This window comes from Streptomyces sp. NPDC057002 (genome assembly GCF_042673825.1).
GTDB lineage: Bacteria > Actinomycetota > Actinomycetes > Streptomycetales > Streptomycetaceae > Streptomyces.
Window position 1 is genome coordinate 126,698 of the sequence record NZ_JBHURZ010000003.1, and the last position, 24,742, is coordinate 151,439.

Sequence of the window (24,742 nt, forward strand, 5' to 3'; positions counted from 1 at the left end):
GGGAGGCGCCGTGATGTTCCCGATGGCAACGTCGTACACGACTTCATGACGCCTCGTTCACAAGCCGGGGATGTGGCATCCCAGGCCCCACCCGTAAGCTGCAGACGCAAGAGCGGACGATCACACCGGTTGCCACGTGCGATCAGTAACTCGGCCTACGGGCCGATGAGTCCGCAAACAGGGAGCCACGGGGGTTGGCCCTGCGGCGTTGTGAAAGGGAGCGGCTTCATGGCCAAGGACCTTGATGTCACTTATCAGGACATGCGGGATGCTGCCAAGCATGTCGTGAAGGAGAAGGAAAAGCTCCAGGAGAAGCTCGAGGGCCTCCGCAAGTACATCAACAACCTCGTGCAGGGCGGCTACGTCACGAAGAGCTCGTCGAAGGCGTTCGACGAGAACTTCGACGAGTTCGTGCGCGGCACGAAGGACACGCTGGACGGTCTCGACGGCATGGGTGACTACCTGACCATGGCCGCGGACAAGTTCGAGCAGATCGATGACGAGCTGGCGAAGCAGGCTCGGAGCAAGTAGGGGCTGGAGCGGTTGCCCGGTGCGGGCGGCAGCGGATGCCGCTGGCACCGGGCAGGGCCTCGCTCGACGGGGTGTGTCAGCTGTCGTGGAGCGGCTGCCGGAGCAGGTACGTGTGAAGGTCGCTACGGGGCTCTTCCGTGTCGACGCGCAGCCAGGATCCGTCACGGAAGCGGATCAGCACGATCCTCGTCTCGAACTCCCCGGAGAACGGGTCGACGAGGATCGCATCGGTGGCGGGAAGACGGGCGACGACCTGCATGTGCTTCTCCCTGCCCACGGTGACGCGCTGCGGCGGAGCCGCAAGGACGATCCCGTCCTCGGTCGCCAGGACCAGCCGTTGATGGTGAGTGGAGTGGCTGTACCAACGCAGCAGAAACTGCCCGGCGTTGCCGTCCCAGTTCCCGTCGAAGACCTGGTCGAGCCCTTGCTGGGCTATGAGGGCATCCCGGCGCTTGTCGTCCTCGTCCTTGACCCGCAGCCGTTCCTTCTCGTCCTTCGTGGCAAGCGACCGCTTGATGGCCTCTTCCCCGTTGGACAGCAGGGTCAGCAACATGAGGACGGGCATGAACGGCACGGCGAGCACCGCACCGACCATGCCCAGCGGGCGCAGCCTGGCGGGACGGAACCGGGGATGGCCGGCAGCCTGGAGCACCTCCGCGGGTGGCTGCGGGATCTTGTCGATCGTGCACCATTCCGCCGCTTCGGCCTGGACGCCGAGGCGGTCCGCCAGCATGCGCTGCTTGCCCCTACGTGTCACGTCAAGAATCTCCTTGCCGGCGCGGAAACGGGATCGCTGTTCCGCGAGCGTATCCCGTACGGCACGTCATGAGGAGTGACGGCGTCCGCAACCCTGCCCGTGCTCGCCGGATCCACCGAGAACATCCATAGAGAGGCACAAAACATGGGGGACCACATCAAGGCGGATCTCGCCGCCATCAAGCAATGTTCACGGGATCTGGGAAAGATTCACGGTGAATTCGAGCGCAACGGCAATCCCGCCGACGAGTACGGCCAGGCTGTGGGGCACGGCGGCCTCAAGGATGCTTTCTCCGAATTCGGGGACACCTGGAAGAAGACGCGGAAGAAACTGATGAAGGAACTTGAGCAGCTGGCCGAGTTCACCTCGTCCGCCGCCAAGGCCTACGACGAGGTCGACCAGAAGCTGGCCCAGGCCATCCGGGATGCCAAGGCGAACAGCAAGGGGAAGAAGTGAGCAGGACGGACGCCGACTGGCCGCCTCTGTGGAACGACGACCCGACGCCGGGCGACCCGGAGGAAGTCGCCGAGCTGGGACGCAAGTTGCGCAAAATGGCCGACATGATCGACGAGCAGTCGAGGGTCATCAAGGAGCTTGCGTCCGTCGAGGGTTGGGACAGTGAGGCCGGCAAGGGCTTCCACGAGCTGGCCGGCGGTACGGCGGACAAGCTGAAGAAGTCATTCGAGCGCTACGACGAGGCGGCCAAAGCCGTCGGCGAAGATGTGCGCGAGGGGAGCTCGGACAAGTTCGCCAGTGAAATGCGCCGCGCCCAGCGGAAGGCGGACAAGGCGCTGAGCGACTACCGCGAGGCAGAGCGCGACCATGACCTCGCGGATCGCGAGGTGAAGAAATTCACCGACAAGTATCCCGCGCAGCCCATTCCCCCCGCTGAGAAGGACGAGTACGACCGCTGGGTCAAGAAGCGCACTGAGGCCATGCATCGCATCGGTGACGCGCGGAAGGCAGTGAAGGACGCCCGGGAGATCTACGACGATGCCGGGGACAAGGCCGCTCGTCACATCAAGAACGTCGTGCACCATGACGCGGTCAGGGATCCCGGCGGCTTCATGAACTTCCTCGCGGACTGGGCGGACATGCTGTCGAACATCTCCGCAGTCCTGTCCGTCCTTGCGGTGATCTGCGCCTTTGTTCCGCCGCTGCAGTTCCTGACTCCCATTTTTGCGACCCTGGCAGTACTGTCCAGCGCCGCCGCACTAGCGGGCCATGCGTACGACATGTCTGTACGCGGAGGGAAGGTCGACTGGTTGAAGCTGGGCACCGATGCGCTGGGAATCCTGCCCGGGATGGGGGCACTGAAGGGATTCAGGGCCCTCACCGGTCTCAAGGGACTGGCGAAAGTCAAGGCATTTGGAAGTCTGAAGACCTTCGGATCGTTCAGGGGCATGGCTGCAATGGACGGTATTGGCCACGCCTTCCTCAACGGGGTCGGTGTCACCCTGACCAACAAGGTCCTGGGCAGGGTAGCGCGCAACGAACTCGTTGACGGCAGGAAGGTCACGGGCCTGATCAAGGGTGCGGGTCTCGGGAGCGCCCTGCACAGGATGCTGAGCGGTGAGAACGGCGAAAGGACCGGCTACCAGGAGCCGGCAGAGGCCACAAAGCCCGCTCCCTCACCGTCGCCCTCACCCGGGCCCGCCCCGAGCGTCTCACCCACATCCTTCAACGCGGCCCTGGCGGCATAGGCCACCAACGGCCTGTTCAAGGAAGGCGGAAATCATGAACGACGAGCAAGAGCTGGGGCAGTGGGAGTTCATCGGACGCCGAGGCGGTGATGTCGTCACCTTGGTCAGCGGTTCGGTGATCGCCGCTGTCCCTGAGGCGAACCGGGCCGCGGAGGAGGCGCGACGCGAGCTACGGTTCGACTTCTTGGACGACCACGCCGTGCTGTCGCTGCTGCGTCGGCGTCACCTTGACGAACAGGACATGTTCCACGCAGGTCTCGTGCATGGAATGCCCTTGGCGCTCGTGGGTTCGGGGGCGGTGCTCTACTGGGGCGGTGTGGCGCTGTACTGGGAGAATTCCGCTGCGCGCACGGCCTATCTGGCGGTCGCTGCAGTCGTCCTGCTGACGCAGCTCTTCTTCTTCGTACGAAGTGCCCGGTCGCACTGGGGTGATCCGGTCCGGCAGAACCTGCGTGCGCGGGCGCGAAGCTACCGGGAGATCGCACACATCGCTCGAAGGGGCGGCGCCGATATCCCGGCTTTCTACCCGCACTACGGCCCCTACCCCTTCGCAGCGACATTCCGTCCCGAGGTGGACGACAACGAACAGCGCCATGTGCCCGAGAGTGAAGGTTCAGATGACCACTGACACCGTCGGCGAAGCCCAGCGCGGCCTCACGGGAAGCGACGGCGTAGAGGTTCGCTGGATCATGCCCGAAGGCTTCTTCGAGCTCCCCTTCGAGGCAGATGACCTGGATGAACTGGCCGACAAGCTGGTAGAGCTGGCCAAGAAGACGCTGCCTCGGGCCGACGAGGAAGTGCAGCTGCAGTGGGCTGCCATGTGCGCCGCGAACTACGACGAGTTCATCGAGGCGGGCGTCCAGTACGCCGGTTTTGTCACGACGGAGGTCGACGACGTCCGCTGTACGGCCACGGTGAACGTCAGCCTCATGGATCTGGACGAACGGGCGGGCAAGGACCCGGCGGGCTTCATCGCGACCACGTTGCGGCACCTGGAGCTAGGACAGGTCGGCGAAGTGCAGTTGCCCTGCGGTCCAGCGGTGACGTGCGTCGGCAATCGGCCGGGCAGCGTCGACGCCGGACTGACGCAGTCGGGCCGGGACGAGCCGATCTGGACGTCTTTCATACAGGTCCAGATTCCGCTGACCAACGGGACCGTTCTGCTGCTGGAGATGGGCACGCCGACGGTCGAAGGGTGGGACGTCTTCTCCGCCATGTTCGCCGGTGTCGTGAAGAGCGTCCGCTTCTTCGACGCCCACGGAGCCCCTTTGGTGATGCCGGGGTGAATGAGTCACCACAGGGAGACGCCTCACCACCGGTGGGTGTCCCACGGGACTACAAGCTGCTGGTTCCGCGGCAGTGGTTCCGCATCGACCTCATGCAGGACCGCTGGCGGGCTCAGCTCAAGACCTTCGTGGACCGGCAGGCAGAGGGCCGCAATGTTCCCGCGGAGCTCACACAGAACGTATGGGCCACGCTGCGCAACACCGCAGAGGCCGGCCGGGCCCGTGGCGCCATGGAGTTCTTCCTCCTGACCACCTCACGGGACGGCGGCCTTCCGGCGTCGCTCCTCGTATCCCTCGTGCCTTTGGGCGACACCCCCGCAGACCCGCAGAAGTACGCGGCGTGGCTCGAGGTACGAGAGCCTGAAGGACCTGCACGCCGGCAGGTGTCGGTGGTGGACCTCCCCGCGGGCAACGCCGTGCGGGTCCTGGGTGCCACGACACTGGACGTCCACACCTTGATGCCTGGCGGGGTGGGCTACTTGACGCTCTCCTTCTCGACACCGCTCGTAGGGATGTCCGGCCCGATGGAGCGGTTGTGCGATGCCATGGCCGGATCGCTGAGGTGGGTGCTGTGAGCGGACGGCAGGTGCGGAAGCCGGCCGAAGAGGCAGGAACCCACGTCCGTTTCAAGGTGCGAGACGGCTTCGGCATTGCTGGGGCGATGCTCTGCCTCGTGGTCGTCCTGGGCGCAATCCTGCTGGTCATGGGCCTGTGGAAGCGGTTCGCCCGCGAGACGGTGCCGACGCTGGTGGACCTGCCCGGCGGGTCTTGGGCGGTCGGTGGCGTCCTGGGCGTGATCACGGTCCTGGGAACAACAGGAGGTCTGCGGTGTGCGGCCGCAGCCTCGGGCCGCACACGTCTGGCGCGTGGCCTGAATGCCGCAGGCACGGCGCTCTGCTGCGCGGCCGCGTTCGGGCCGCTCTTCTATCTGCTGAGCGGACTGCCCAGCAAGAACTGCCGTTCGGAGGGCTGCGCCTACATCCCCGGTACCGGCAGCGCGTTTCTGGGCTACGCCATCAGCGCCGGTCTGGTGGGCTGGCTCGTCCACCGCTGGATTAGCGCCCGGGCCGAGGAAGAAGCGGCTCGGGAGCGGGAGCGGCTTCGGAGGCTCCGGAAGAAGGGGAAGGGGAAGAGCCGGGCGGGGCGTCAGCGGTAGCACGACCTCGCGGAGCGGCGGCGACGATGCGACGTCGGCCCGTGGTCTTCGTTCAGTCCCGAACCCGGCCGGACGGGGGCGTGGGCGCCCGCAGGCGTCGTCGCGTGGCGAGCCCTTCGGGTGACCAGTCCTCCAAGTGGTACTGCGACAGGTCGACCGTGTTACCGTCCGCGTCCATCACCAAGTCACGGGTGGAGTGCCCGAAGAAGGCATTGGTGGTACTCGGTGCCAGGACCTCGACGCGGAAACAGCCGCACTCGCTGCGCGTGACCACGGGAGGGCCTGCGTCCGGGGCATGAGCCGACGCGAAGGTCTCGGACGTCTTGCGCTGGGCCGGCGTGAGGAAATCCAACGGTACGAAGTCGAGCCGGTCGACGAGGTATCGCATGAGGCGATCCCTGGCAGAGGTGCGCAGCCTGCACCAGGAGCCGTCGGTGAAAACGACTTTGACGTCGTCGCCGTCTTTGAAGTCCCTGCGCTCGATGCCTCCGATGGTGGCGCGCGGGGTCTCCCAGAGCAGTGTGTCATCGACGCGCTCGTAGTCCCGTTTGGAGAAGGGCATGCCGACGATGACCAGGCGGCTGTCGGTGACGATCAGGTGCGTGCGGTAGTGCTTCTGCTTCGAGCGCGCCGGGTCCAGTTGCCTTCGGCAGGGTGCGGGCGATGGTGCCGGGCGCGGCCCACATGACGGGAAAGTCCTCGACTTCGTCGGCCGGGTCGTCGGACGAGCCGGAGCCCGAGTGGGACGACGGGCCGCTGAGATTGCCGCCGAAGGCGGAGAGAACCGCCATGAAGAGGACTCCGACGGTCAGTGCCGTACCTCTGAGGGCGCTTCCAGCAACCGAGCCACCCGTTGAACGGGCGGCGTGCGTCGGTCCTTCGGGCCAGCCGCTCAGCTCACGCTGTATGTCATTGCGCTCGGTGTCACGGAACCACCGCCTGCCCCTGACGCGCATCGCAGCACCGCTGGCGAAGGTGACGGGGACGCGGGCGAGGAGTGTTTCCCCTGGCCCCGGCTGCCAGACACTCATGCAGGTCACTCCGGGTTCGGGTTGAGCCAGATGCTGTGGGCGAAGTCGTCGAAGATGCCCATGTTCGCCGTCAGCCAGTCGAGTTCCGTCGACACCGTGCGCACGGTCGCGTAGACCTCATGCTCCTCCGACCACCAGCCGTAGTTGAGGGAGGCGTACACGCCGTTGTCACCGAAATAGCGAAGACAACGCAGTCCGCGCCCCAGACGGTCGGAATGAAACTCCGAGATATCGGGCCGGCGAACAGGGTGCTCACCCGTTGCCTGAACCATCATGCGGAGTTCCGTCTCCTGGTCCTTGCCCTCCGACTGCCCGGCGAGAGCGTAGAAAGGTTGCGGAACCCGGTCGGGGTCACCGCCGTAGACGAAGGCCTGGTGGGCTGGAACGTTCGGGATCGGATGTGCCTCGGCCAGTTGCAGAAAGTGATCGGCGATCGCAACCCGTTTGGGCCGCCGCCACCACCGCTTGTGGCGTTGATGGACGATCTCAGTGCACATGACGGCCCACTTCACCATCTCGTCCTGGTCCCGCTCGTTGTCCGTCCAGTGCAGGGGCAGAGGAAACCACTCGGCCGGGTCGGCTTCGAACTCGAAGAAGATCATGTGCGGTCAGGGGCCCGATCATTCGAATCGTCGGACGGAGTGCCGAAGGACACCGTTTCCAGGACGGAAGCCGTCATGTCGCAGATTTCCCCCCAGTACTCCATGGCGGCCGTATCCAGCGTGAAGACCGCTATGAAAGGGGCGTCCGGGAAGGAGAGGAAGACCTGGATCTGGCCGGTAAGGAGTTTCGCTTCTTCACCTGTCGAGGTGAGCTCCGCACCAACGGTGATCTCGCGAACACTGATATTCGACACGGCCGGACCACAGGGCAAGGTGATGCGACGGCTGTCGTTGCCCGGGTCCCGGCCGAGGGACTGCGCGATCGCGCCGGCGGCCTCTTCGGAGGTCGCATAGGGGGATTCGATGGCACCCACGGTGAAGGAGAAGTGCACGACGCCGCCGTTGTCGTCGCCGAATACACCCATGGCCGAATAGGCCAGACCGGAGTCCGCGAAGACTTCGGTGAGGCCGGCGTAGAAGGGCGCCGCCGACTCCCACAGATGGGCGTCGCCCTCGGGGAACAGTTCACGAGCGAACTCGGCAGCGGCGGATATTCGGGCGTCCGGGTCCGCGTCGACGGGCAGGGCGTGGAAGCCCTCCGGTGCCACGAACCACAGAGGAGGAATCGCCGAACCGTCGAGAACGGTCGGGATACCGGATGACTGCATGTTGTTGGTGCTCACGTTCACGCCTTGCTAGGTCCGATGTCTCCGGGTGCTGGGGTCGCGTCCCGGCCGGCCTCGTCCATGACGAAACCTCGTGACTCTGAGACGACGCCCTGTCCGCGGCCGGGGAGTGTGGAGTCGACTCGTACCAGTCCGCTGGGCAACCGCGTGATGACGGGTGGCGTGGCACCGGTGGGCAAGGACGTCGCAAAGCCGGAGAGTCGCTCGTGCTGCTCAGGCGAGAGGTCGGACTCGGACAGTCGTTGGTGGCTGCCGGTGAGCAATCCGACCAGCTCGGTGCTGTGATAGGAAACGCTCGTCGTCAGTCGTGCCCATGAACCATCCCGGAAGGTGATTCGGAAGTCCTTGCGGCCGATACTGAACTGTCTGATCGCCGCATCGGCCACATTCTCCCGCGGGGTTTCCCACAATGCCGTGCCGGACCCGACGAGGAGGAGCCGCTGTGAGGTGAGCACGACATCAGTGACGTGACCCTGCGGGCGCCGAGAAGGGTCGAGCTGCCAGGGCAGAGTACGGGCGGTGTCGTCGGCATCGGCCCACATCACGGGGAAGTCGTCTACTTCGTTCTCACGCTCCTCCACCTTCCCGCGACCCGGCTCGGGATTGATCGTGCTTCCACCGAGCAGGTCGGAGAGGATGCCGCCCACCACGGCGAAGACGCCGGAGACGGCCGTACGCCCATAGACGCCGATCCTGCCGGGGAGGCGGCGAACCGCAAAGCCGCGTCCGTCCGGCCAGTCGGGCAGATCGGCCTCGATGTCGTTGCGTCGGCGGTCGCGGAAAGAGCGCCGTCCGTCTACGGACGCGGCGGTTCCGGTCGCGAACGAGACCGGATAGCGCGCCAGGGTCTCTTCACCGGAGTTCGGGTGCCAGTCCACAGGGTTTTCCGTCCTCGTCAGGAGGCGACCGATTCCTGGAAGCGGTCGCCAGGATTGATGAGCTCGCCGACGTGAGTGGGGATCGACACCAGCTTAGGAGCGATCTTGAGGCCGGCGTCGATGCCACGTCCCAGGTTGCTCATGGGGTCGATGGCCCAGCGGCCGCGGCTTGCCAGGTCGAGTCCACGGGTTCCGAGCCACTGGCCGTTGTGGACGGTCTGCTCGGCGACCAGCGTCATCCGTCCCATCAGCCCCTCGGCCTTGATCAGACCGCCGTGCTTGAGGCCCCACAGACCGACGGTCTTGCCCTTGACGGTGAAGCTCGCGGCTCCCGCGACGTTGTCGCCGATGCCGACGATGTTCCGTCCGATCGTCGTGACGCCACGGAAGCCGCTGCCGAGCTGCGTCGCCCGTGCCGCTGCCACCGCGCCGTCCGCGACCTTGACTCCCTTGGCGAAGGCGGTGATACCCGGGATGGCTCCGAGTGCCTCGAGCCCCATGCTGAACCAACTGACGTCGGCGCCGCCTGCCTTGGCCAGGAGGTGGCTGATGAGCGCGATACCGCTGGTCACTGCGGCAGCGGTCGCGAAGATGGCTCCCAAGGGCGGGAACGGCATCGTGATGATGGCCAGCATGCCGAGGATGCCGCTCAGGTCTCCGACCAGGTCGCCGATCGTCTTGAGGAGATCCGCGTTGTCATGGAGCCAGCCCTTGGTGTCGTCCCAGAAGCTGTCCTCGATGGCGTCGTCGAGTTCGTCGCGGATCTTGTCCGCGTAGTGCGAGGCGCGCTCGTCCCGCTCGGAGGTGATCCGGTTGAGCTGTAGCCGATACTCAATGAGCGGGTCATGTTCCGTGCCGCTCGGTGACGGGCTCGGCTCGCCCGGACCCGGCTTGTTCGTGGAGGCCTTCTTCTTGTCGGCGTCAGCCTCATCCTGGGCCTTCTTCGCGTTGGCGAGAACCTTGTCGGCCTGGATCTGGAAGTCCTCCAGCTCGCCGGCCCAGCTGGTCAGATAGCCGTGTACGTTCTCGTAGCGTCCGGCTACCTCGCCAAGCTTCTTCTCCAGCCCTTCGGACTCGTCCCGCAGGGAGTTCGCGTACTTGCCCTTGAGCTCGTTGTCGTCGCCTATGCCACGAAGCAGGCGGGCCTGCTCACGCAGAGTGCTCGCAACGCCCTTCATGCGCTTGACTTCGGAGCGTATCTCCTCCGGATCTCCAGGGACGGGATCGGCCTCCGCGAGGGGGTGCCAGTCGCGGGGCCGGGCCTTGGGAGCCGTCGTCACTTCTTCTTTTCCTTCTTGCGCAGTTCCTTGGCGAGCTCGGCGTCCAGCCCTGTGAACCCGTCGACAGTAGCCTTGATCAGTTTTCCTACGGTGTCGATGTGTGTGAGCAGGCTTTCACGGTAGTCGTCCCAGTTGTCCACGAATTCGTCCATGGCACCTGTGACGTCACCGCTGCCCCAGTGCTCGCGCATGTCGTCACGATGGTTGCCGAGGTTCTTGAACTCTCTCTTGATTTTTCGGAGCCGGGACTCCGACTCCACAAGAAGGTCGACGTTCACCTTGAGATCTGAGTCGTTCGCCATGCTTGGTTCTCCGGCCGGGCTGGTGTGGTTCTGCTGGAGCTTGGCTCTCAGCGGTTCACTGCTTGGATCTCCTGGACGGTTACGTTCTGCTCCGTGCCGAAGGTTCCGTTGGGGAGGTCCCCGCCGGCCCCGCCCGTCCCGGTCCAGGTCACCTCCCACGTGATGGTTGCTCGCAGTTTGAACGCGCCGTCACCGGAAGAGCGCAGGTACCTGATTCCGCAAGGCGGGGTCTGGTCGGCTTTGCCCTTTGCGTACGGCTCACCGATGGAACCGTCGTCGTTGAAGGTGCACTCTCCCGAGGAGGGGTAGACCTCGGCATCCGACGTCCCCGGCTCCAGCTTGAGCGAGACGGGCTTGGCGGTGGTTGTGGCCTGGAGGTTCACACCGCCGACGTCAAGAGAGGCGGTGACTGAGACGTCCTGGAACTTGGCCCGGTCGAGCCAGGCCCAAGTGGGAAGGTTGACCTTGGTGGCGTTCGCCGGAGCGAGGGTCACCTCGGTGTCGGGTACGTTGATTCGGCTGTAGGCGAGATCGGCGAGAATCTTCGGGGTAACGGCGTTCTCGACCGTCGGCGTCTCGCCGTTCTCGACCCAGAATGTCTTCGTGTCGCAAGCGAAGGCGGCCGGGTCTCCCGATTCCTCCCGGCTCTTGTCCCGAACCGCGTCCCACCACATTCCCTTGCCCGTTTCGGACTTGTTGAAGTCCTTGTACGGGTGCCCGTCGACGTAGTGATCCTTGGACAAGTCACGTGCCTCTCCCACACCACTGGCGTGCGGGATGTCCCATTCTTTCTGCCACTCTTTGGAGAACTCGGCGGGAGTCCACTTCGGCTCGTACCAGCAAGCCGGTGGAGACCAGTCGCCTACGGGCGTGAACTGCCCGGATTCCTTGGCTCCGGCGTCACCGGTGGAACCGCGGAAGACGATGCGCGACTCGAGAGTCCTACCGCCGCCCGCCTCGTTGTTTCCCGAGACGTCGAACTGGGATCCGCCGGGATCCTTGGCGAGGGCTGCACTGGATGTCAGAAGTGTGCAGGCGACCACGAGCGTACCCACCGCGGCAACAGAGCCGGCCCTGGTCACTGAACGCATCCCTTGCTCCCGCGCACGGACGTCCCGCTGGTTGTCTGCCACACACCCTGCTTGTTCTTCTCCAAGCGAGTGTTGTACAGCACGTAGGAGTCGTCCGAGGCCGGAGACCTGTCGACCTTTTCCGTCTCTCGGTCCTTGTTGTACGCCTTGGTCTCGTCGGCGCAGAAGGAGACTCCGGCTGAGGCGTCGTCGAACAACTCGATCTTGGGGTTGTAGTAGCGAGTGGTGCCCGTGTACGTCAGTCCGGCGTCCACCCACTTCTGGACCCACTTCACGGACGTCGTGAGGGCCTCACCTTGGTAGTAGAAGGTGAGGCCCGGGGTGTCCGTCTTGCCCTTGAGGATGGCGTCGTTGATGGCGGTCTGTGCTCGCGCGGAGTCCGCCAGCGCCGCGTCCTTCGCGGCGTTGCCCGTCTTCCAGTTCTCGAAGACGTCTTCCACGCCGCCGGTCAGCTTGATGTCGGGTCGCTTGACGGAGTCCGCGGCGCTGGGGCTCGGAGTCGACTTCTCTGCCCCTGTGTCGGAGCCCGCGATCTTGTCGTTGCCCTTCGAGTCGGCGTCACTGCTGCCGCATGCGCTCAGCAGTAGGGCTGCGCATGCAGCAAGCGCGACAGCAACGGGCAAAGAGCGGCGCTTCACAGTGGACCCCCCGTGGGACATGAGATCAGTCGAGTGCACTGAAGCTATCGGGGAAGTTGCTGTTTTCGCCAGAGCGAACTCCATCTGAAACTGGGTGAATTCGGGTGAATGAACCCTATAGGTGCGCGGTTGTGTCCTACTCGTGTTCGGACGGGCGGCGTCCCTAAAGGCACCACGGCATCGAGGGCCGTCGTCGCTTGGCGGGCGCGCAGGTCGCGGGCTCGACCTCATCGCTGCCTTCGGGCACGGCTATTCAACAGTGCTGTCGAGACCGCCGCTGGTCTCCAACCCATTCGTTCCTGGGCTGCTCACTGTCAGGAACCCGACGGTTCCTTGTAGAGCCGTACGGTGGCGGCGATCTTCCGTACCGTCGCTTCCGGTACCTCGTCGGACACGCCCTTGGCGCCGAAGAACGACCAGGAGGCCAGGTCTCCTTGGGTGTTCTTGAAGGCGAAGGTCCATGCCTTGCCGTCCGTCGAACACTTCTGTGCCTTTTTCGCGCCCACGGACCAGGCGGCTCCCAGGCTCCCCTTGATGCCGGAGTTCGTGGTGAACGGCACCACCTCGCCCGGTCTCACCTTGGTCTTGTCGGGTTGGGCGAATTGCCCGTACACCCAGGTCTCGGGGTCGGAGCCGGCGATCTCCTCGGTACTCCGAGCGCCGTTGTTGCCCCTGGAACCTGCGACGGCCAGCGGCGTGTGCTCCACGGTGCCGTCCTTGTCCTCGTCCGAGGCGCACCATTGTTCCTTCAAGTGCGCGGGGGCGCGCATCCCGATCAGTGGAGTATCGTCCGGGTCGTCGTTCTCGGAGACATACGTGACCCAGTCAGGGGACTGGAGCGCCCACTGCGGCGGAACGTCGAACGCGATTCCCTGGTCGGGGTTCGTCACGACCTTCCAGCCCTTGACAGTGGGAGTCTCGGCGTCCGTGTCTGTACCCGGGGCCCGAGGGTTGCTCGGATTCGCCTGCGACGAGGACGACTTGGAGGGGTCATCACCTGTTTGGTCGTCCTCGCGGCCGCCGAGCAGGAGGAAGCCGGTCGCGGTCGCGGCTGCTACGACGGCTGTCGCCACGGTGACGGCGATGGTCGTGCTGCGGCTCCGACTGCCGCTCGACGACGGAGGAACCGGCATACCGGGCTGTTGCGAGGGCGCGTTCGTCGCCTGCGGCTGCTGGAAGGGGTCCGGCTGGTGGTATCCGGGCTCCAGGTACGGATTCGACGGCTGCCCGGCCGACGGCTGCTGAGGTCCTTGCCCGCCCTCAGGCGGCTGCTTTCCTGGCCACATGGGGCGTAACCATACGATGATCAGCGCCGGAGCGTGAACGGCCGCGAAGAGTCACTCCGAGCAGGGGGAAAGTTCCCCGCGGCCGAGCAGAACGAGGCATCCAGGGTTGTCACCTGTCGACGGACTGGATCTCCTGCACGGTGACGTCCTGGTCGTTGCCGAAGGGTGCCGATGGGGAGCTGTGTCGGGTTGGGGTTGCCGTCCCGCTCCAGGGATCTCCCAGGCGATGGTGGCTTGGAGCTTGAACGTGCCATTTCCGGAGGAGCGGAGGTACCCGACGCCGGAGGGCGGGGTCCGGTCGGCCTTGCCCTTGGCGTACGGCTCGCCGATCGATCCGTCGTCGTTGATCGTGCACTCGCCGGACGAGGGGGTAGGTCTCGGCGTCGGGCGTACCGGGCTCCAGTTTGAGGGAGACAGGCTTGGCGGTAGTGGTGGCCTGTATGTTCAGGCTTGCGGCATGTCCATCTCCCCGCTCCGCGAACGCTGTGCCGGGAGCCAGCGCCAGTGCAATGCCGTCCCCCCGCTAGGAGCCATGTCCTCCGAGACGTCACTGAGTGCACTTCGCGTTCCCCCTGTCCGAGAGCAGGCTCGTGGTCTGCCAGATGCCCTGCGCGTTCCTCTCGACGCGCGTGTTGTACGCGACGTACGAGTTCTTGGTCACGGCGTTCTTCTCGGCCTTGCTGGTCTTGCGGTCCTTGTCGAAGGCTTTGCTCTCGTCGGCGCAGTAGGCGAGGGCTGCCGTGTCCTTGTCGACCGTCACCAGATCGGGGTTGTAGAAGCGCACACTGCCCGTGATCGACTTGCCGTCGTCGACGTATCCCTGGACCCATTCGGCAGCTCCGGCGAGGGCCTCGCCCTTGTAGTAGAACTTGAGGGCCTCGGAGTTGGGGTCTGCGGCCGTGATGGCGGCATCGGTTGCGTTGATCCGTTCTTTGACGTCCGCCAAGATCGCGTCTTTGGTCTCGTCTCCGGTCTTCCAGGTCTCGAAGGAGTTCTTGACGTCACTCGGCAACGTGATCGTCGGACGCTTCACCGAGCCGGGAGCGCTGGCAGTCGGTGAGGCGGAATCCTTCTTGTCTCCCTGATCTGCGCCTGCGATCTCATCCGCGCCCTTCGACGAGTCGGCTTCGCTGCCACATGCCGTCAGTAGTAGAGCCGCGGTAGCGGCGAGCGCGGCAGCAACGGGCAAAGAGCGGCGCTTCACAGTGGACTCCCCGTGAGACAAAAGTTCAGTCAAGAGCACTGACGCTATCCGTGGGTTGCTGGTTTCGGCAGAGTGAACTTCCCCGAAAGTCGGGGCAATGCGGGGCGTATGGGTTCTCGTTTGTCCGGTCTGCTTTCCTGATCGTGCCCGGAGAGGGCGAGGCGCCGGACGCCGTGGGTGCGGGGCCGGCGCCGTCGCTGTTGTGGGCCGCTATCGCTATCGCAGAGGTCTGCATCTCGGGCATGCGCACGGCGGAAACGCCGACGTATACGGCACGGGATCGTCAGGTCCGCCGGCCAGGATCTCGGTCTCGCCGCGGTCGTCGGTCACCTTGCCCGCGGTGTCGATCCTGTAGACGCGGAGGGTGAGGCGGGAGCGGCGGTGTGGCGGTTCCAGGGATTCGAGCGGGTCCGTCGGGGGCGGGTAGTGGGTGGCGCAGTCGGGGCATGCGTACACGTTGAAGCCGGGGCCCGTCGGGGCATGGACCCTGTGCACCAGGACCGGTGCGTTCGTGGTGCGATCGCATCGGGCACACACGCGCACGGCTGGTCGCGTCATCGGGTGGCCGCCGGTACTCGTACGCCGCGATTCCGATTCGGACCTGCGCTGACGCCTGCGGTAGCGAGGTAGGCGGCTTGGTGACGTTCGCGTTGGCGGTGAAGTTCAGTCAGGTCCAGGACGTAGGGGCGTACGAGGCGGGATGCATTGCCGTCGAGGAGTTCGGTGAAGCGGGGCGGTGGGGGCGGGATGGGGGAGATGCGCAGAGGTGGCAGGGAACCGAGACGGTGACGGCCGCGAGGCCGTGGGGTGCACAGGCTCAGTGTCCATGCGAGGGCATGGACGATAAGGTCCAGCATGTCGACGCTCCTTGTTCAGCGTTGGCCACGCCCCGGGACGGTCACCATCCGTCGCCGGGGTTTGTCGTGAGAAACCGTAAGGCTGCCTGTACATGCCTGTCTACCCATATGGGCTGAGAGGGGCTTCTATGACTCTATGGAGGGTCGTACGTACAGTTCACCGGTGTTCGAATTTGACCCCACCAGGCCAAAGTGGCAGCAGATCGCCGAAGTGGTTCGGCAGCGCATCGCCAGTGGCGAGTACCCGGTACGAGGCTTGATCTCCGAGGTGAAACTGGAGCAGGAGTTCGGAGTTGCCCGCGAGACGGTTCGTAAGGCCACCGCGGCTTTGCGGGAAGAGGGGCTGATCGTCACCACCCGGGGCATGGGCTCCTTCGTTGCGGAGCGCTGAGCGGGCCTGGTGGTGCCTTTGGTGCTGCAGCCGCGCTGAACCTCGCCTGGTTACACAGGCCGTGCATGCTTGGAGCGGCGTCCGCCCCTCTCCAGAAGTTCAGTTAGAGCACTAACGGTACCCGTGGCGCATGCAGGCAGCCGGAACGGTTGCCATCGAGGCTCACTGCATAGGCTGCCGTCTATGGTCTTCATCTCCCCTCGTGCCCTTCAGGGAAGTCGCCGTCACCGTCTGGCGGTTGGCATCATCCTGCTGATTCCCTGGCTGGTCTTTGGGGTGGTCCTGACGGGCCTGGCCGTCGTCGGTCAAGGGCTGGAGTGGGCGGCGCGGGTTGGGTCCGGGGCTGGGGCCGTTTCCTCGTGGTTGCTTGTGTGGTGGTGTGCCCGGTACTGGTACGCGGCCTTCAGTGAAGGGCGGCGGGATGAGCCGGTAGCCGAGCCCGATCCTTGGCCCTGGTTGCCGCCGCCGCTGTTGCTCGCCGTCGCGATGGGGTTCGTCGGGGTGCGGCAGGTGGTCCGGGGGGACGGCAGCGGGTGGTTCGGGGTGGGGCTGGCCGTGGTGTTCGGCGGGCCTGCCGTGGTGATGGTCGTCGGGCTCGTGACGTCCTGGTTTTCCGACCGGCGGAGGCGGAACGAGCCGCCGCCTGCCGAGCCTGCCGCGCCGGTGGAACCGCCGCGTCCGCGGCGTGACTGGGGGGCCATCGGGAGGTGAGGGTAGGCCGGCTCAAGCACACCTACGAAGCAGTGACCGCGTAACGCGGCGACGTAGGTGGCCCAGCCTGAGGGTCGGCCTCGGTGATGGTCTGTCGCGCGGTGCGTGAAGGGGCCTTCACAATCGCTACGGGGTGCATCTGCCTCATGGGCTACTTCGTTCAGTGTCTCGTGCTCATGGGATCATCCGTTGTCACGCCGACCATCTACCTCTGAGGACGAGCGCCATGCTGACCACGCGCCGGAGGGTGGCTACGGCCTGCCTCCTTGTTGCTGTCACCTTCTCCGCGGCTGGTTGCAGCAGCGATTCGGACGGCGGATCGAGCAGCGACAAGATCGCGGGAGCGGGTTCGGGGGAGGAGGGGTCGCCGACGCCGTCCGCATCTGCCTCGGCTGAGGAGAATGCGCCGAACTTCGACTTCCCGTCAGACCTCACTGTGGCCGTCGAGCGCGAATCAACGAAGGACGCCACGAAGGACGCGATCCTGAGGGATACGGCGTACTCCGCCCAGGCGAACATCGAGGCCTTCGCCCAGGGGAACAGCCAGACCGCCAACCTGAACCGGTACTTCGCGGGGCCTGCCTTCGCCTACTGGACCAAGCAGGTCGCGGACTTCAAGAAGGACGGGCTCACGCTCACGGGTGAGTACCGCTACTACAAGTTCGAAGTGACGGACATCGCGAACGGCAAGACGGCGGCAATCCGTTATTGCGAGGACCAGAGCAAGGCGTACAGCAAGGAGATCAAGACGAAGAAGGTGTTGCGGACCAAGGTCAGCGACAAGAGCTTCGTCCTGTACACGCTCCAGGCTCAGAAGGACTCCGCCGGGGACTGGCAAGTCACGCAGCAGAACTGGAACAAGGGCGATGCCGCGTGCGTGCAGCGGTAGGGGGCAGGGCCACCCAGCCGGTTCTCAGGGCGACCATCGTGGCGGGGCTCCTCTTTGTGGTGGGGCAGGGCGTTCCTGCGCATGCGGATGACACCCGAGGTGATGGCGGCACAACAGGTGGAACCGGCCAACCGGCCGGTGGAACCGGCCAACCGAACGCCGACTCCGGCGCCGACTCGGCCAAGGGTGCCATCGGCGCGCACATCCGCATCAACCAGAGCACTCCTGCCTCCGGCGGCTCCACCGCATCCGCCACCTCGTCCGACACCAACTGGAAACCCCCCGTGTGCTGGTACGAGCCCATGTACACGCCGGAGGAGTACGAGAAGTTCATCAAGGGCGCGTACGGCGGCGCTCCGGCGGGAAGCCCGGCGGAGGATTACGAGAAGAAGCGGGAGAAGGAGAAGTACCACAAGGGTGACAAGGGTTTGTGGTGGCAGGTGCAGTTCCGGGATGACACCTACTCCGAGGCCTGCCCCGTCACCACTGACAACTGGGAGATCTGGGTCCCGCCTGCCGACCCGCAGCCGGACCCCAACAAGGTGACTCCCGAGATTCTCTCCGAACTGGCCTTCAACTCGACCAAGTTGCCTGCCCCGCCGGTGGAGTTGCAGCCGCGTGCGGACCGACTGCTCGTGAACCTCGGTACTCGGGTCGCGTTCAAGGGCGATCTCGACCGGGTGTGGACGACTGCCAGCCTCGACTACAAGGGCGTCCAGCTCGCCGCGACCACTGTCGCCACCCCCGTCGCCCTCAGGGTCGATGCCGGTACGGCCGACGCCGATCCGCAGAGCTGCACGTACGACCTGGTCAAGGGCAAGGACGGCTACACGGCCGACAGCGGGAGGGATGCCGGCTGCAACGTCACATACCTGCGCTCATCAGGCTCCGGCACCTACCCCTTCAAGGCGTCCATCACCTGGAAGGTGACGTGGACGGACTCGGCAGACCCGGACGGTCCGCCGCAGCAGCCGGGGCTGCCGGACGGGCTGTCGACGTTTGAGCAGGACGTGACGGTCAAGGAGGCCCAGGCCGTGAACCGCGCGAGTGGCGGAGAATGATAGGGGCCGGAGTTCGGGCTGGGCAGGCAAGTCAAGGCGCCTGGTGGCGAACCGCCTTGGCGCGGTGGTTCGTGTTCAGTCTCCTATGCGCTGGCGGGTCGCTGGGCCTCGCATTGCTCGGCCCTGTCGTGCCGCTGTGGAGTCCGGTGCGCGGGGTGGCTCTGCTTCTTGCCTGGCTCGTGCTGCCACTGGCGTCCGTGCTCGTGCCGGTGCTGATGATGCGCAGGGTTCCGCTCAGGCAGCGGAAACTGGCCTGGCAGCTCTGCGTTCCCGTCATCGCGGGGATCGCGCTGGGCGTATTCGGCAACGGGGCCGGTGATCAGGTCGCCTTGGCGGAGCGGGGCGAGTGGGCCGACGTCGTGGTCGTGCGCAAGGACAGCGCAAGCATCAACCACTGTGACCTCCGGATGGTCGGCGGGCGCGAGCTCTCTCGCTCGCTTTCGGAGGGGCATGGGTGCGAGGACTGGGTGGAGGCGGGTGACAAGCTGCGGGTGCGGTACGACCCCACAAACGTTGCCGGCCCGACCGCCGACGTGGACCGCAGCTCGAACGCCGGGTTCCTCGCGGCCGTCTTCGGTCTGGCGGTTGTGATGGGCACGTGGGGCGGTGTGCGGCAGAGTCGGATGGACAGGGCGTACACCGCGAGGTGAGCGGATCTGCTCAGTACAGAGCTTCCTTCCCCACCTCGATCTGCCTCCACTCCACCCACCGCCCCAGCCGCTCCCAACGACCTGCCAGTACCAACAGGACGAGCGGCGCCGGAATGCCGACCAGGGCGACCGCCCACGCCGGCAGCAGCCAGCCCAGTTGGGACACGCACAGGCAGCACGCCAGCAGGGTCGCGGATGTGCGGGCGTACGACCTCGCGCTGTCGGTCATCGTGCGGCGGCTGTCGGCGGAGTGGGGGAGGAGCGTGCCGAGGAGTGTGCCGAGGGCCGCGCCCGCCAGGAGGCCCCAGAGTGCGCCGCCCGGCAGGAACACGGCCGGGAAGCCGTCGCGCGGGTAGGTGAAGTTGCGGCCTGTGGCCAGGCCCGCGACCAGGCCGGTGAAAGTGCAGCAGAGCACCGTGACCGCTGTGACCTGGTCTCGGATCTGTGTGGAGAGCGCCCTGTCCGTTCCGCCTCGTACCTCACGGAACACACCCCCCGCCCCCACCACGAACACCGGCACTCCGAGCACCAGCAGGATCGCCGCACCGAACAGGCCACCGCTCTTGCCCGGGGCGTCCGCGGCGGGGAAGTACCCCTGTACCTGCCACGCCAGCGCCGCCATCAGAACCACGTACAGCCAGTAGCCCACGATCAGCGCCCACCCCGGGCCGATCCGGGCGCGTCGTGCCAGCGCCAGTGGGGTCTGGAGCAGGCCAGCCACCGGGATGGCGATCAGGGCCCAAGCGAAGATGAAGGCATCGGAGGCGCGGTCCTCGTCCCGGAGCCTCTCGAAGAGTTCGGGGGACGGAGACAGGCCGAAGCGTTCGGGCGCTGTCGTCAGCAGCAACGTCAGGGCCAGGGAGACGGCTCCCGCCGTGATCCCGGTCACGATGCGCGAAACCCTGGCACGGCGAGTCGGTGTCTCGCTCCCCGTGCTGCCCGTCCCCGCAGTCATCTGCCGGTGTCCTCTCCTGTGAAGCTCGCCGTTCCACCCCTACGGCCACCCCTCCGAAACTACACTCGCGCCCCATGCGTAACTCCCGCAGCGTGCAAGCCAAGTCAGCGCCCCCTTTGTGCGGAACGCTCCCCGGCACGCTCCGGAGAAGACCGCTCGCCGGAGGCGGGGTGTGGTCCGTGCCCGGGGGCGGTGACACCCCCTGAGCCCCGCCAAGTCCAAGCCCCCCGCCAAACCCAAAGCCCGCGCCCGTCACAAACAATCCCGCGACCCCCGAGCCCACTGGCTGCTCCTCGCCCTCACCCTCCCCCTCGTCTTCGCCTTTCTGATCTTCGAAGGCTGGACCCAGCACGAGGTAGACGCCGCGAAGACGCGGACCCCCTGTGCCTCGCCCGTGCCCGATGCCGTGGCGAAGGGCGGGCCCGTGATCGGGATCAACCGGGACGGGATACGGACCGGGGGGATGCCCGCCCGGACCGTCGCGCTCACCTTCGACGGCGGGCCGGACCCCGTGTGGACCCCGCGGCTGCTGGATCTGCTCCGCAGGAACAACGCGCGGGCCACCTTCTTCGTGCACGGGGCACAGGCCGCCCGGCACCCCGAACTCGTACGGCGGATCCGGGCCGAGGGACATGAGGTCGGGTCCAACACGTACACCGGGGCCGTGCTGGGGGAGTCGTCCGCGCCCCGTTTCGAGGCCGAGCTGGAGCTGACACAGAGTGCGCTGGCCGGGACCACCGGGCAGCGGACCAATCTGCTGCGGATGCCGCGGACGACGACCCCCGAGACGCTCTGCGGTCGGGAGTGGGACGCCGCGCGGCGGGCCACCGGGTACGGGTACGTGCTCGTCTCCGCCGACAAGGGGGCGCGGAAGCCGGCGCAGGGGATCGTCCGGCAGCTGAGCCAGACGGAGAGCGCGTACGCGGAGGCGAGCCGGCTGCTGAAGAACCGGGGCGTCGACCGGTTCACCACCGTGTCCGACGGGCTCGGGCTCGTCCCGTACAAGTCCGCCTCCTTCGTCGAGCGGTGGTCGGGGGAGGGGCTGATCTGGATCACGCGGATCGGGCAGGTCTTCTCCACCGCCATGATCTGGATCCTCGGTGTCGCCGGCGGGCTCGGCATACTGCGGCTGCTGCTACTGGCCCTGTTCGCGCGGGCGCATGTGCGCCGGCTGGAGCGGTTCCGGACCGGGGCGCCCTGGATGCGCGACGCGTCCGGGCCGGTGACCGTGCTCGTCCCGGCGTACAACGAGGAGGCCGGGATCGGGTCGACCCTGCGGTCGCTGCTCGACTCCAGCCATCGGGAGCTCCAGGTCGTCGTGATCGACGACGGGTCGAGCGACCGGACCGCCGACATCGCCGAGAACATGGGGGACGCGAGGGTGGAGGTGGTGCGGCAGCCCAACTCCGGCAAGGCGGCAGCCCTCAACACGGGGCTCGCGCACGCCCGGTACGACATCGTCGTGATGGTCGACGCCGACACCGTCTTCGAGCCCGACGCCATCGAGCGGATCGTCCAGCCGCTCGCGCATCCCGCCGTGGGCGCCGTCAGCGGCAATACCAAGGTCGGCAACCGGCGCACCCTGCTGGGCCGATGGCAGCACCTGGAGTACGTCTTCGGCTTCAACCTCGACCGGCGCATGTTCGAGGTGCTGGAGTGCATGCCGACCGTCCCGGGCGCCATCGGGGCGTTCCGCCGGGACGCGGTGATCGGCGTCGGCGGGGTCAGCGAGGACACCCTCGCCGAGGACACCGACCTGACGATGGCGCTGTGGCGGGCGGGCTGGCGGGTGCTGTACGAGGAGTCGGCCGTCGCCTGGACCGAAGTGCCCACCAGTGTCAGGCAGTTGTGGCGGCAGCGGTACCGGTGGTGCTACGGCACGCTCCAGGCGATGTGGAAGCACCGCGGGGCGCTCTTCGGCCGCGGGCCCGCCGGGCGGTTCGGGCGGCGCGGGCTGACCTACCTCGCGCTCTTCCAGGTCGCCCTGCCGCTGCTCGCGCCCGTCATCGACGTCTACGCCCTGTACGGCGTGCTGTTCCGCGACCCGGTGGAGTCGGCCGGGGTGTGGTTCGCCTTCTTCGGTGTGCAGATCGTCTGCTCCGGCTACGCGCTCAGACTCGACGGCGAGCCGGTGCGCGCCCTGTGGTCGATGCCGTTCCAGATCGTCGTCTACCGGCAGTTGATGTATCTCGTGGTGATCCAGTCGCTGGTCGCGCTGCTGGTCGGCAGCCGGCTCAGGTGGCAGCGGATGCAGCGCTCGGGCACGGCCGCTGAACAGATCGGTGGGCCCGTCCCGTATAAGAGCGTGCCTATGCGTTGAACCGACAGCGCCCCCCCACAGCATCGCCGAGGTGAACCAGCGGAATGGGCCGATGAGCGACTGGACCGACCCCGCGGGAGACCACCGGGCCGGGCGGGACCCGAGAAGGGTCCCGTCCGCGTCCCCCCTGGTGCCCCCGCCCTCGATCCGTACCGCCCCCTTGCCCGGCATGTCCTCGTCGGCCGCGCCCGGCCGCTACGACAGCAACGTCGAGGAGCCCGGCCGAAGAAGGGACCGCGGACACCCGGGTGGCAGAAACCCCGGCAGCAGAACCCCCCGGCGCCGGGCCGGACGCAGCCGCCGGTTCGTGCGTACGGCCGCCGTCCTGTCGGCCGTCCTGACGCTCGCCGGCGCCGGTACGTACGTCTGGGCCGACACCCGGCTCAACCAGGAGGTCGATCTCGGCGCGCTCGGCGGCCGGGTGCCGCCCGGCCAGGGCACCAACTACCTGGTCGTGGGCTCCGACAGCCGCGACGGCCTCTCGGAGAAGGACAAGAAGGACCTCAACACCGGCTCGACCGACGGCCGCCGTACCGACTCGGTGATCCTGCTGCACACCGGGGCGAACGGCACCACGATGCTCAGCCTGCCGCGCGACTCCTGGGTGACCCTCCCGCCCTACGTCGATCCCGACACCGGCAGGAGCTACCGGGCCACGCCGAACAAACTGAACGCGGCGTTCTCGCTGGGCGGCCCCGACCTGCTCGTGCAGACCGTGGAACGCAACACCGGCGTGCGCATCGACCACTACGCGGAGATCGGCTTCGCCGGCTTCGTGGGGGTCGTGGACGCGGTCGGCGGCGTCGACATGTGCCTGGACAAGGCCGTACGGGACAAGGACTCCGGAGCCGATCTGCAGGCCGGCTGCCAGACCCTCGACGGCTCCGAGGCACTGGCCTTCGTACGGCAGCGCAAGCAGGAGGCCCAGGGCGACCTGGGGCGCACCCGCAACCAGCAGAAGTTCCTGGCCGCCCTGGCCGACAAGGCGGCCACCCCGTCCACCCTCGCCGACCCGTCCAAGTCCTTCCCGACTCTGAACGCCGGCCTCGAGACGCTCATCGTGGACGAGGGCACGGAACTGCCCGACCTCATGAAGCTGTTCGAGGCGATGAAGAAGGCCACGGCCGGCGGAGGCAGCCAGCTCAACGTGCCCGTGGCCGACCCCGACCTGCGGACCTCCAAGGGCAGCGCGGTGAAGTGGGACGACCGGCGGGCCCGCGCCCTGTTCGCGGCGATACAGGAGGACCGGCCGCCCGGCACATAAGGCAGGCGGAGGGCTAGACGAAGGGCGTCCCCGGCTCCAGCCCCGCCAGCACCCTGCCGTACAGCTCCAGATTGGTCGCCGGATGGACGAACGCGTGCAGGTTCAGCGCCCGCAGATCGCGCACGGCCCGCTGGATCGGCACCTCCTCGTGGAGGGAGGAGGCGCCCGAGGCCGAGCCCAGCAGGTCGGCGGCCTCCAGACAGAGCCGCGCCACATAGCCGCTGCGCGCCCGGACCCCGGCCCGTTCCTCGGTCGTGTACGGCTCCCCGCTCGCCGCCCGCGTCTGGAGCAGCGTGACGATCTCGTCGGTCAGATGCTCGGCGCAGGAGATCTTCAACGCCGCCTCGGCCGTCTGCAGATGCGTGACGGGCGCCTCGTTCTGACGCTCGTAGAAGGTGTACGTGATGCCCCGCCGGTGGATCCGCTCGCGGAACTCCGCCAGTGCCGAGCGGGCGAGGCCGAGGGCGTTCGGGGTCGCCCAGGCGCAGAACATCAGCAGCACCGGCACCCGGTAGAACGGGTCGTCGGCGTTGGCCTTCGACGCGAACTCACCGCCGAGCAGCGGGGCGACCGGCAGCACGCGATGGGCCGGTACGACGACATCGCGCGCCACGACACTGTTGCTGCCGCTGCCCGCAAGACCCGACACCCGCCAGTCGTCGAGGATCTCCAGCTCGGCCACGGGGACGGCCGTCCACACCGACTCGGGCCGCCCCTCGATTCGGGCGGTCAGCAGATGCCAGTCGGCGTCCCGGCAGCCGGTGGCGAAGGGGGAGGTCCCGTTGACGACATAGCCGCCGTCGCCGGTCGGGACCGCGATCGCGCTCGGCACCAGGCTGCCGCCGACGCGCACGTCGGGGCTGGTGAAGATCTCGTCCTGCGCCTCGTCCGGGAAGAGCGCGGCGACGTAGGCGCATCCGGCCTGGATCAGCGTCATGAAACCGGCCGAACCGCACGCGGCGGACAGCTCCGCCAGCGCGTCGACCTGGGTCCGCAGGCCGCTCTGGTAACCGCCGTACCGCCGGGGCACGTTCATCCGCTGGATCCCGGTCCCGGTCAGCGCCTCCACGACCTCCCGCGTCACCCGCCGCTCCCGCTCGGTCCGCAGGGCGTGCCCGCGGACGAGGGGCGCGAGCTCGCGGACGCGCTCGACCAGGCCGGTGTCGGTGGGAGGTACAGGCAGAACGGTGTCTCGCGTGCCCGAAGTCATGGC

27 protein-coding genes and 1 pseudogene are annotated in these 24,742 nt (G+C 66.9%); 14 read left to right on the forward strand and 14 right to left on the reverse strand.

Annotated features, from left to right (window positions below):
• The first annotated feature begins 228 nt into the window (after positions 1 to 228).
• Positions 229 to 531, forward strand: a complete 303-nt coding sequence (locus ACFT32_RS14965) for a WXG100 family type VII secretion target (RefSeq protein WP_328342166.1) — start codon at positions 229 to 231, stop codon at positions 529 to 531.
• A 76-nt stretch (positions 532 to 607) separates the two neighbouring features.
• On the opposite strand, the gene ACFT32_RS14970 is transcribed toward ACFT32_RS14965, so the two are convergent.
• Complete coding sequence (locus ACFT32_RS14970) at positions 608 to 1,288, reverse strand: hypothetical protein (protein ID WP_382489098.1); 681 nt, start codon at positions 1,286 to 1,288, stop codon at positions 608 to 610.
• Positions 1,289 to 1,363: 75 nt separating this feature from the next.
• Between ACFT32_RS14970 and ACFT32_RS14975 the strand changes: the two genes are divergently transcribed.
• Genes ACFT32_RS14975 through ACFT32_RS15000 form a run of 6 tightly spaced genes read left to right on the forward strand, consistent with a single transcriptional unit; the run spans position 1,364 to position 5,433 of the window.
• Positions 1,364 to 1,744: a WXG100 family type VII secretion target gene (locus tag ACFT32_RS14975; RefSeq protein ID WP_382489100.1), complete on the forward strand. Its 381-nt coding sequence runs from the start codon at positions 1,364 to 1,366 to the stop codon at positions 1,742 to 1,744.
• A complete protein-coding gene (locus ACFT32_RS14980; protein WP_382489102.1) occupies positions 1,741 to 2,991 on the forward strand; it encodes a putative T7SS-secreted protein in 1,251 nt (416 codons plus the stop codon). Before ACFT32_RS14975 ends, ACFT32_RS14980 begins: the two co-directional genes overlap by 4 nt.
• A 34-nt stretch (positions 2,992 to 3,025) precedes the next feature.
• Entirely contained in the window at positions 3,026 to 3,619 is a 594-nt protein-coding gene (locus ACFT32_RS14985; RefSeq protein WP_382489103.1) for a hypothetical protein, read from the forward strand.
• Positions 3,609 to 4,277 carry a hypothetical protein gene (locus ACFT32_RS14990; protein ID WP_382489105.1) on the forward strand — a complete coding sequence of 223 codons (669 nt, stop codon included), beginning with the start codon at positions 3,609 to 3,611 and terminating at the stop codon, positions 4,275 to 4,277. Before ACFT32_RS14985 ends, ACFT32_RS14990 begins: the two co-directional genes overlap by 11 nt.
• 32 nt (positions 4,278 to 4,309) lie before the next feature.
• Positions 4,310 to 4,852 carry a hypothetical protein gene (locus ACFT32_RS14995; RefSeq protein ID WP_382489106.1) on the forward strand — a complete coding sequence of 181 codons (543 nt, stop codon included), beginning with the start codon at positions 4,310 to 4,312 and terminating at the stop codon, positions 4,850 to 4,852.
• Positions 4,849 to 5,433 carry a hypothetical protein gene (locus ACFT32_RS15000; protein WP_382489108.1) on the forward strand — a complete coding sequence of 195 codons (585 nt, stop codon included), beginning with the start codon at positions 4,849 to 4,851 and terminating at the stop codon, positions 5,431 to 5,433. The genes ACFT32_RS14995 and ACFT32_RS15000 overlap by 4 nt, the downstream gene beginning before the upstream one ends.
• A gap of 52 nt (positions 5,434 to 5,485) precedes the next feature.
• Here the strand turns inward: ACFT32_RS15000 and ACFT32_RS15005 are convergent, their stop codons facing one another.
• The 11 genes and pseudogenes from ACFT32_RS15005 to ACFT32_RS15055 all read right to left on the reverse strand — a co-directional run bounded on the left by ACFT32_RS15005 (position 5,486) and on the right by ACFT32_RS15055 (position 14,431).
• The gene (locus ACFT32_RS15005) at positions 5,486 to 5,995 is read right to left on the reverse strand and encodes a hypothetical protein (protein WP_382489110.1); all 510 of its coding nucleotides are present in this window, start codon (positions 5,993 to 5,995) and stop codon (positions 5,486 to 5,488) included.
• A gap of 474 nt (positions 5,996 to 6,469) precedes the next feature.
• Positions 6,470 to 7,066, reverse strand: coding sequence for a hypothetical protein (locus ACFT32_RS15010; RefSeq protein WP_382489112.1), 597 nt, complete (start codon positions 7,064 to 7,066; stop codon positions 6,470 to 6,472).
• Positions 7,063 to 7,749, reverse strand: coding sequence for a hypothetical protein (locus ACFT32_RS15015; protein WP_382489113.1), 687 nt, complete (start codon positions 7,747 to 7,749; stop codon positions 7,063 to 7,065). Before ACFT32_RS15015 ends, ACFT32_RS15010 begins: the two co-directional genes overlap by 4 nt.
• 2 nt (positions 7,750 to 7,751) lie before the next feature.
• Positions 7,752 to 8,630 carry a hypothetical protein gene (locus ACFT32_RS15020; protein WP_382489115.1) on the reverse strand — a complete coding sequence of 293 codons (879 nt, stop codon included), beginning with the start codon at positions 8,628 to 8,630 and terminating at the stop codon, positions 7,752 to 7,754.
• A gap of 17 nt (positions 8,631 to 8,647) precedes the next feature.
• On the reverse strand, positions 8,648 to 9,910 hold the full coding sequence (locus ACFT32_RS15025; protein WP_382489117.1) for a putative T7SS-secreted protein: 1,263 nt from the start codon (positions 9,908 to 9,910) through the stop codon (positions 8,648 to 8,650).
• Positions 9,907 to 10,212 (reverse strand): hypothetical protein, encoded by a 306-nt coding sequence (locus tag ACFT32_RS15030; RefSeq protein ID WP_382489118.1) that lies wholly within the window; start codon positions 10,210 to 10,212, stop codon positions 9,907 to 9,909. The genes ACFT32_RS15025 and ACFT32_RS15030 overlap by 4 nt, the downstream gene beginning before the upstream one ends.
• A gap of 47 nt (positions 10,213 to 10,259) precedes the next feature.
• Positions 10,260 to 11,303 (reverse strand): hypothetical protein, encoded by a 1,044-nt coding sequence (locus ACFT32_RS15035; protein ID WP_382490671.1) that lies wholly within the window; start codon positions 11,301 to 11,303, stop codon positions 10,260 to 10,262.
• Complete coding sequence (locus tag ACFT32_RS15040) at positions 11,291 to 11,743, reverse strand: hypothetical protein (protein WP_382489120.1); 453 nt, start codon at positions 11,741 to 11,743, stop codon at positions 11,291 to 11,293. The genes ACFT32_RS15035 and ACFT32_RS15040 overlap by 13 nt, the downstream gene beginning before the upstream one ends.
• 512 nt (positions 11,744 to 12,255) lie before the next feature.
• On the reverse strand, positions 12,256 to 13,227 hold the full coding sequence (locus ACFT32_RS15045; protein ID WP_382489122.1) for a hypothetical protein: 972 nt from the start codon (positions 13,225 to 13,227) through the stop codon (positions 12,256 to 12,258).
• A 109-nt stretch (positions 13,228 to 13,336) separates the two neighbouring features.
• Positions 13,337 to 13,684 (reverse strand): annotated as a pseudogene (locus ACFT32_RS15050) (hypothetical protein); the annotation flags it as partial.
• 90 nt (positions 13,685 to 13,774) lie between these two features.
• Positions 13,775 to 14,431 carry a hypothetical protein gene (locus ACFT32_RS15055; protein ID WP_382489124.1) on the reverse strand — a complete coding sequence of 219 codons (657 nt, stop codon included), beginning with the start codon at positions 14,429 to 14,431 and terminating at the stop codon, positions 13,775 to 13,777.
• Positions 14,432 to 15,451: 1,020 nt separating this feature from the next.
• Here ACFT32_RS15055 and ACFT32_RS15060 point away from each other — a divergent pair.
• From ACFT32_RS15060 to ACFT32_RS15080, 5 genes are all read left to right on the forward strand, one after another.
• The gene (locus tag ACFT32_RS15060) at positions 15,452 to 15,679 is read left to right on the forward strand and encodes a GntR family transcriptional regulator (RefSeq protein WP_033309133.1); all 228 of its coding nucleotides are present in this window, start codon (positions 15,452 to 15,454) and stop codon (positions 15,677 to 15,679) included.
• A 183-nt stretch (positions 15,680 to 15,862) separates the two neighbouring features.
• The gene (locus tag ACFT32_RS15065) at positions 15,863 to 16,390 is read left to right on the forward strand and encodes a hypothetical protein (RefSeq protein ID WP_382489126.1); all 528 of its coding nucleotides are present in this window, start codon (positions 15,863 to 15,865) and stop codon (positions 16,388 to 16,390) included.
• Between the two features lie 226 nt (positions 16,391 to 16,616).
• Positions 16,617 to 17,279, forward strand: coding sequence for a hypothetical protein (locus tag ACFT32_RS15070; protein ID WP_382489128.1), 663 nt, complete (start codon positions 16,617 to 16,619; stop codon positions 17,277 to 17,279).
• 302 nt (positions 17,280 to 17,581) lie between these two features.
• Positions 17,582 to 18,340 carry a hypothetical protein gene (locus ACFT32_RS15075; protein ID WP_382489129.1) on the forward strand — a complete coding sequence of 253 codons (759 nt, stop codon included), beginning with the start codon at positions 17,582 to 17,584 and terminating at the stop codon, positions 18,338 to 18,340.
• Positions 18,341 to 18,495: 155 nt separating this feature from the next.
• On the forward strand, positions 18,496 to 18,990 hold the full coding sequence (locus tag ACFT32_RS15080) for a hypothetical protein (protein WP_382489131.1): 495 nt from the start codon (positions 18,496 to 18,498) through the stop codon (positions 18,988 to 18,990).
• Positions 18,991 to 19,000: 10 nt separating this feature from the next.
• Here the strand turns inward: ACFT32_RS15080 and ACFT32_RS15085 are convergent, their stop codons facing one another.
• Positions 19,001 to 19,879, reverse strand: a complete 879-nt coding sequence (locus ACFT32_RS15085; protein WP_382489132.1) for a hypothetical protein — start codon at positions 19,877 to 19,879, stop codon at positions 19,001 to 19,003.
• 460 nt (positions 19,880 to 20,339) lie between these two features.
• Here ACFT32_RS15085 and ACFT32_RS15090 point away from each other — a divergent pair, with 460 nt between their 5' ends.
• A complete protein-coding gene (locus ACFT32_RS15090) occupies positions 20,340 to 22,265 on the forward strand; it encodes a glycosyltransferase (protein WP_382489134.1) in 1,926 nt (641 codons plus the stop codon).
• A gap of 52 nt (positions 22,266 to 22,317) precedes the next feature.
• Positions 22,318 to 23,529, forward strand: coding sequence for an LCP family protein (locus tag ACFT32_RS15095; RefSeq protein ID WP_382489136.1), 1,212 nt, complete (start codon positions 22,318 to 22,320; stop codon positions 23,527 to 23,529).
• A gap of 13 nt (positions 23,530 to 23,542) precedes the next feature.
• Here ACFT32_RS15095 and ACFT32_RS15100 read toward each other — a convergent pair whose 3' ends face one another.
• Positions 23,543 to 24,739 (reverse strand): acyl-CoA dehydrogenase family protein, encoded by a 1,197-nt coding sequence (locus ACFT32_RS15100; protein WP_382489138.1) that lies wholly within the window; start codon positions 24,737 to 24,739, stop codon positions 23,543 to 23,545.
• Positions 24,740 to 24,742 lie beyond the last annotated feature (3 nt).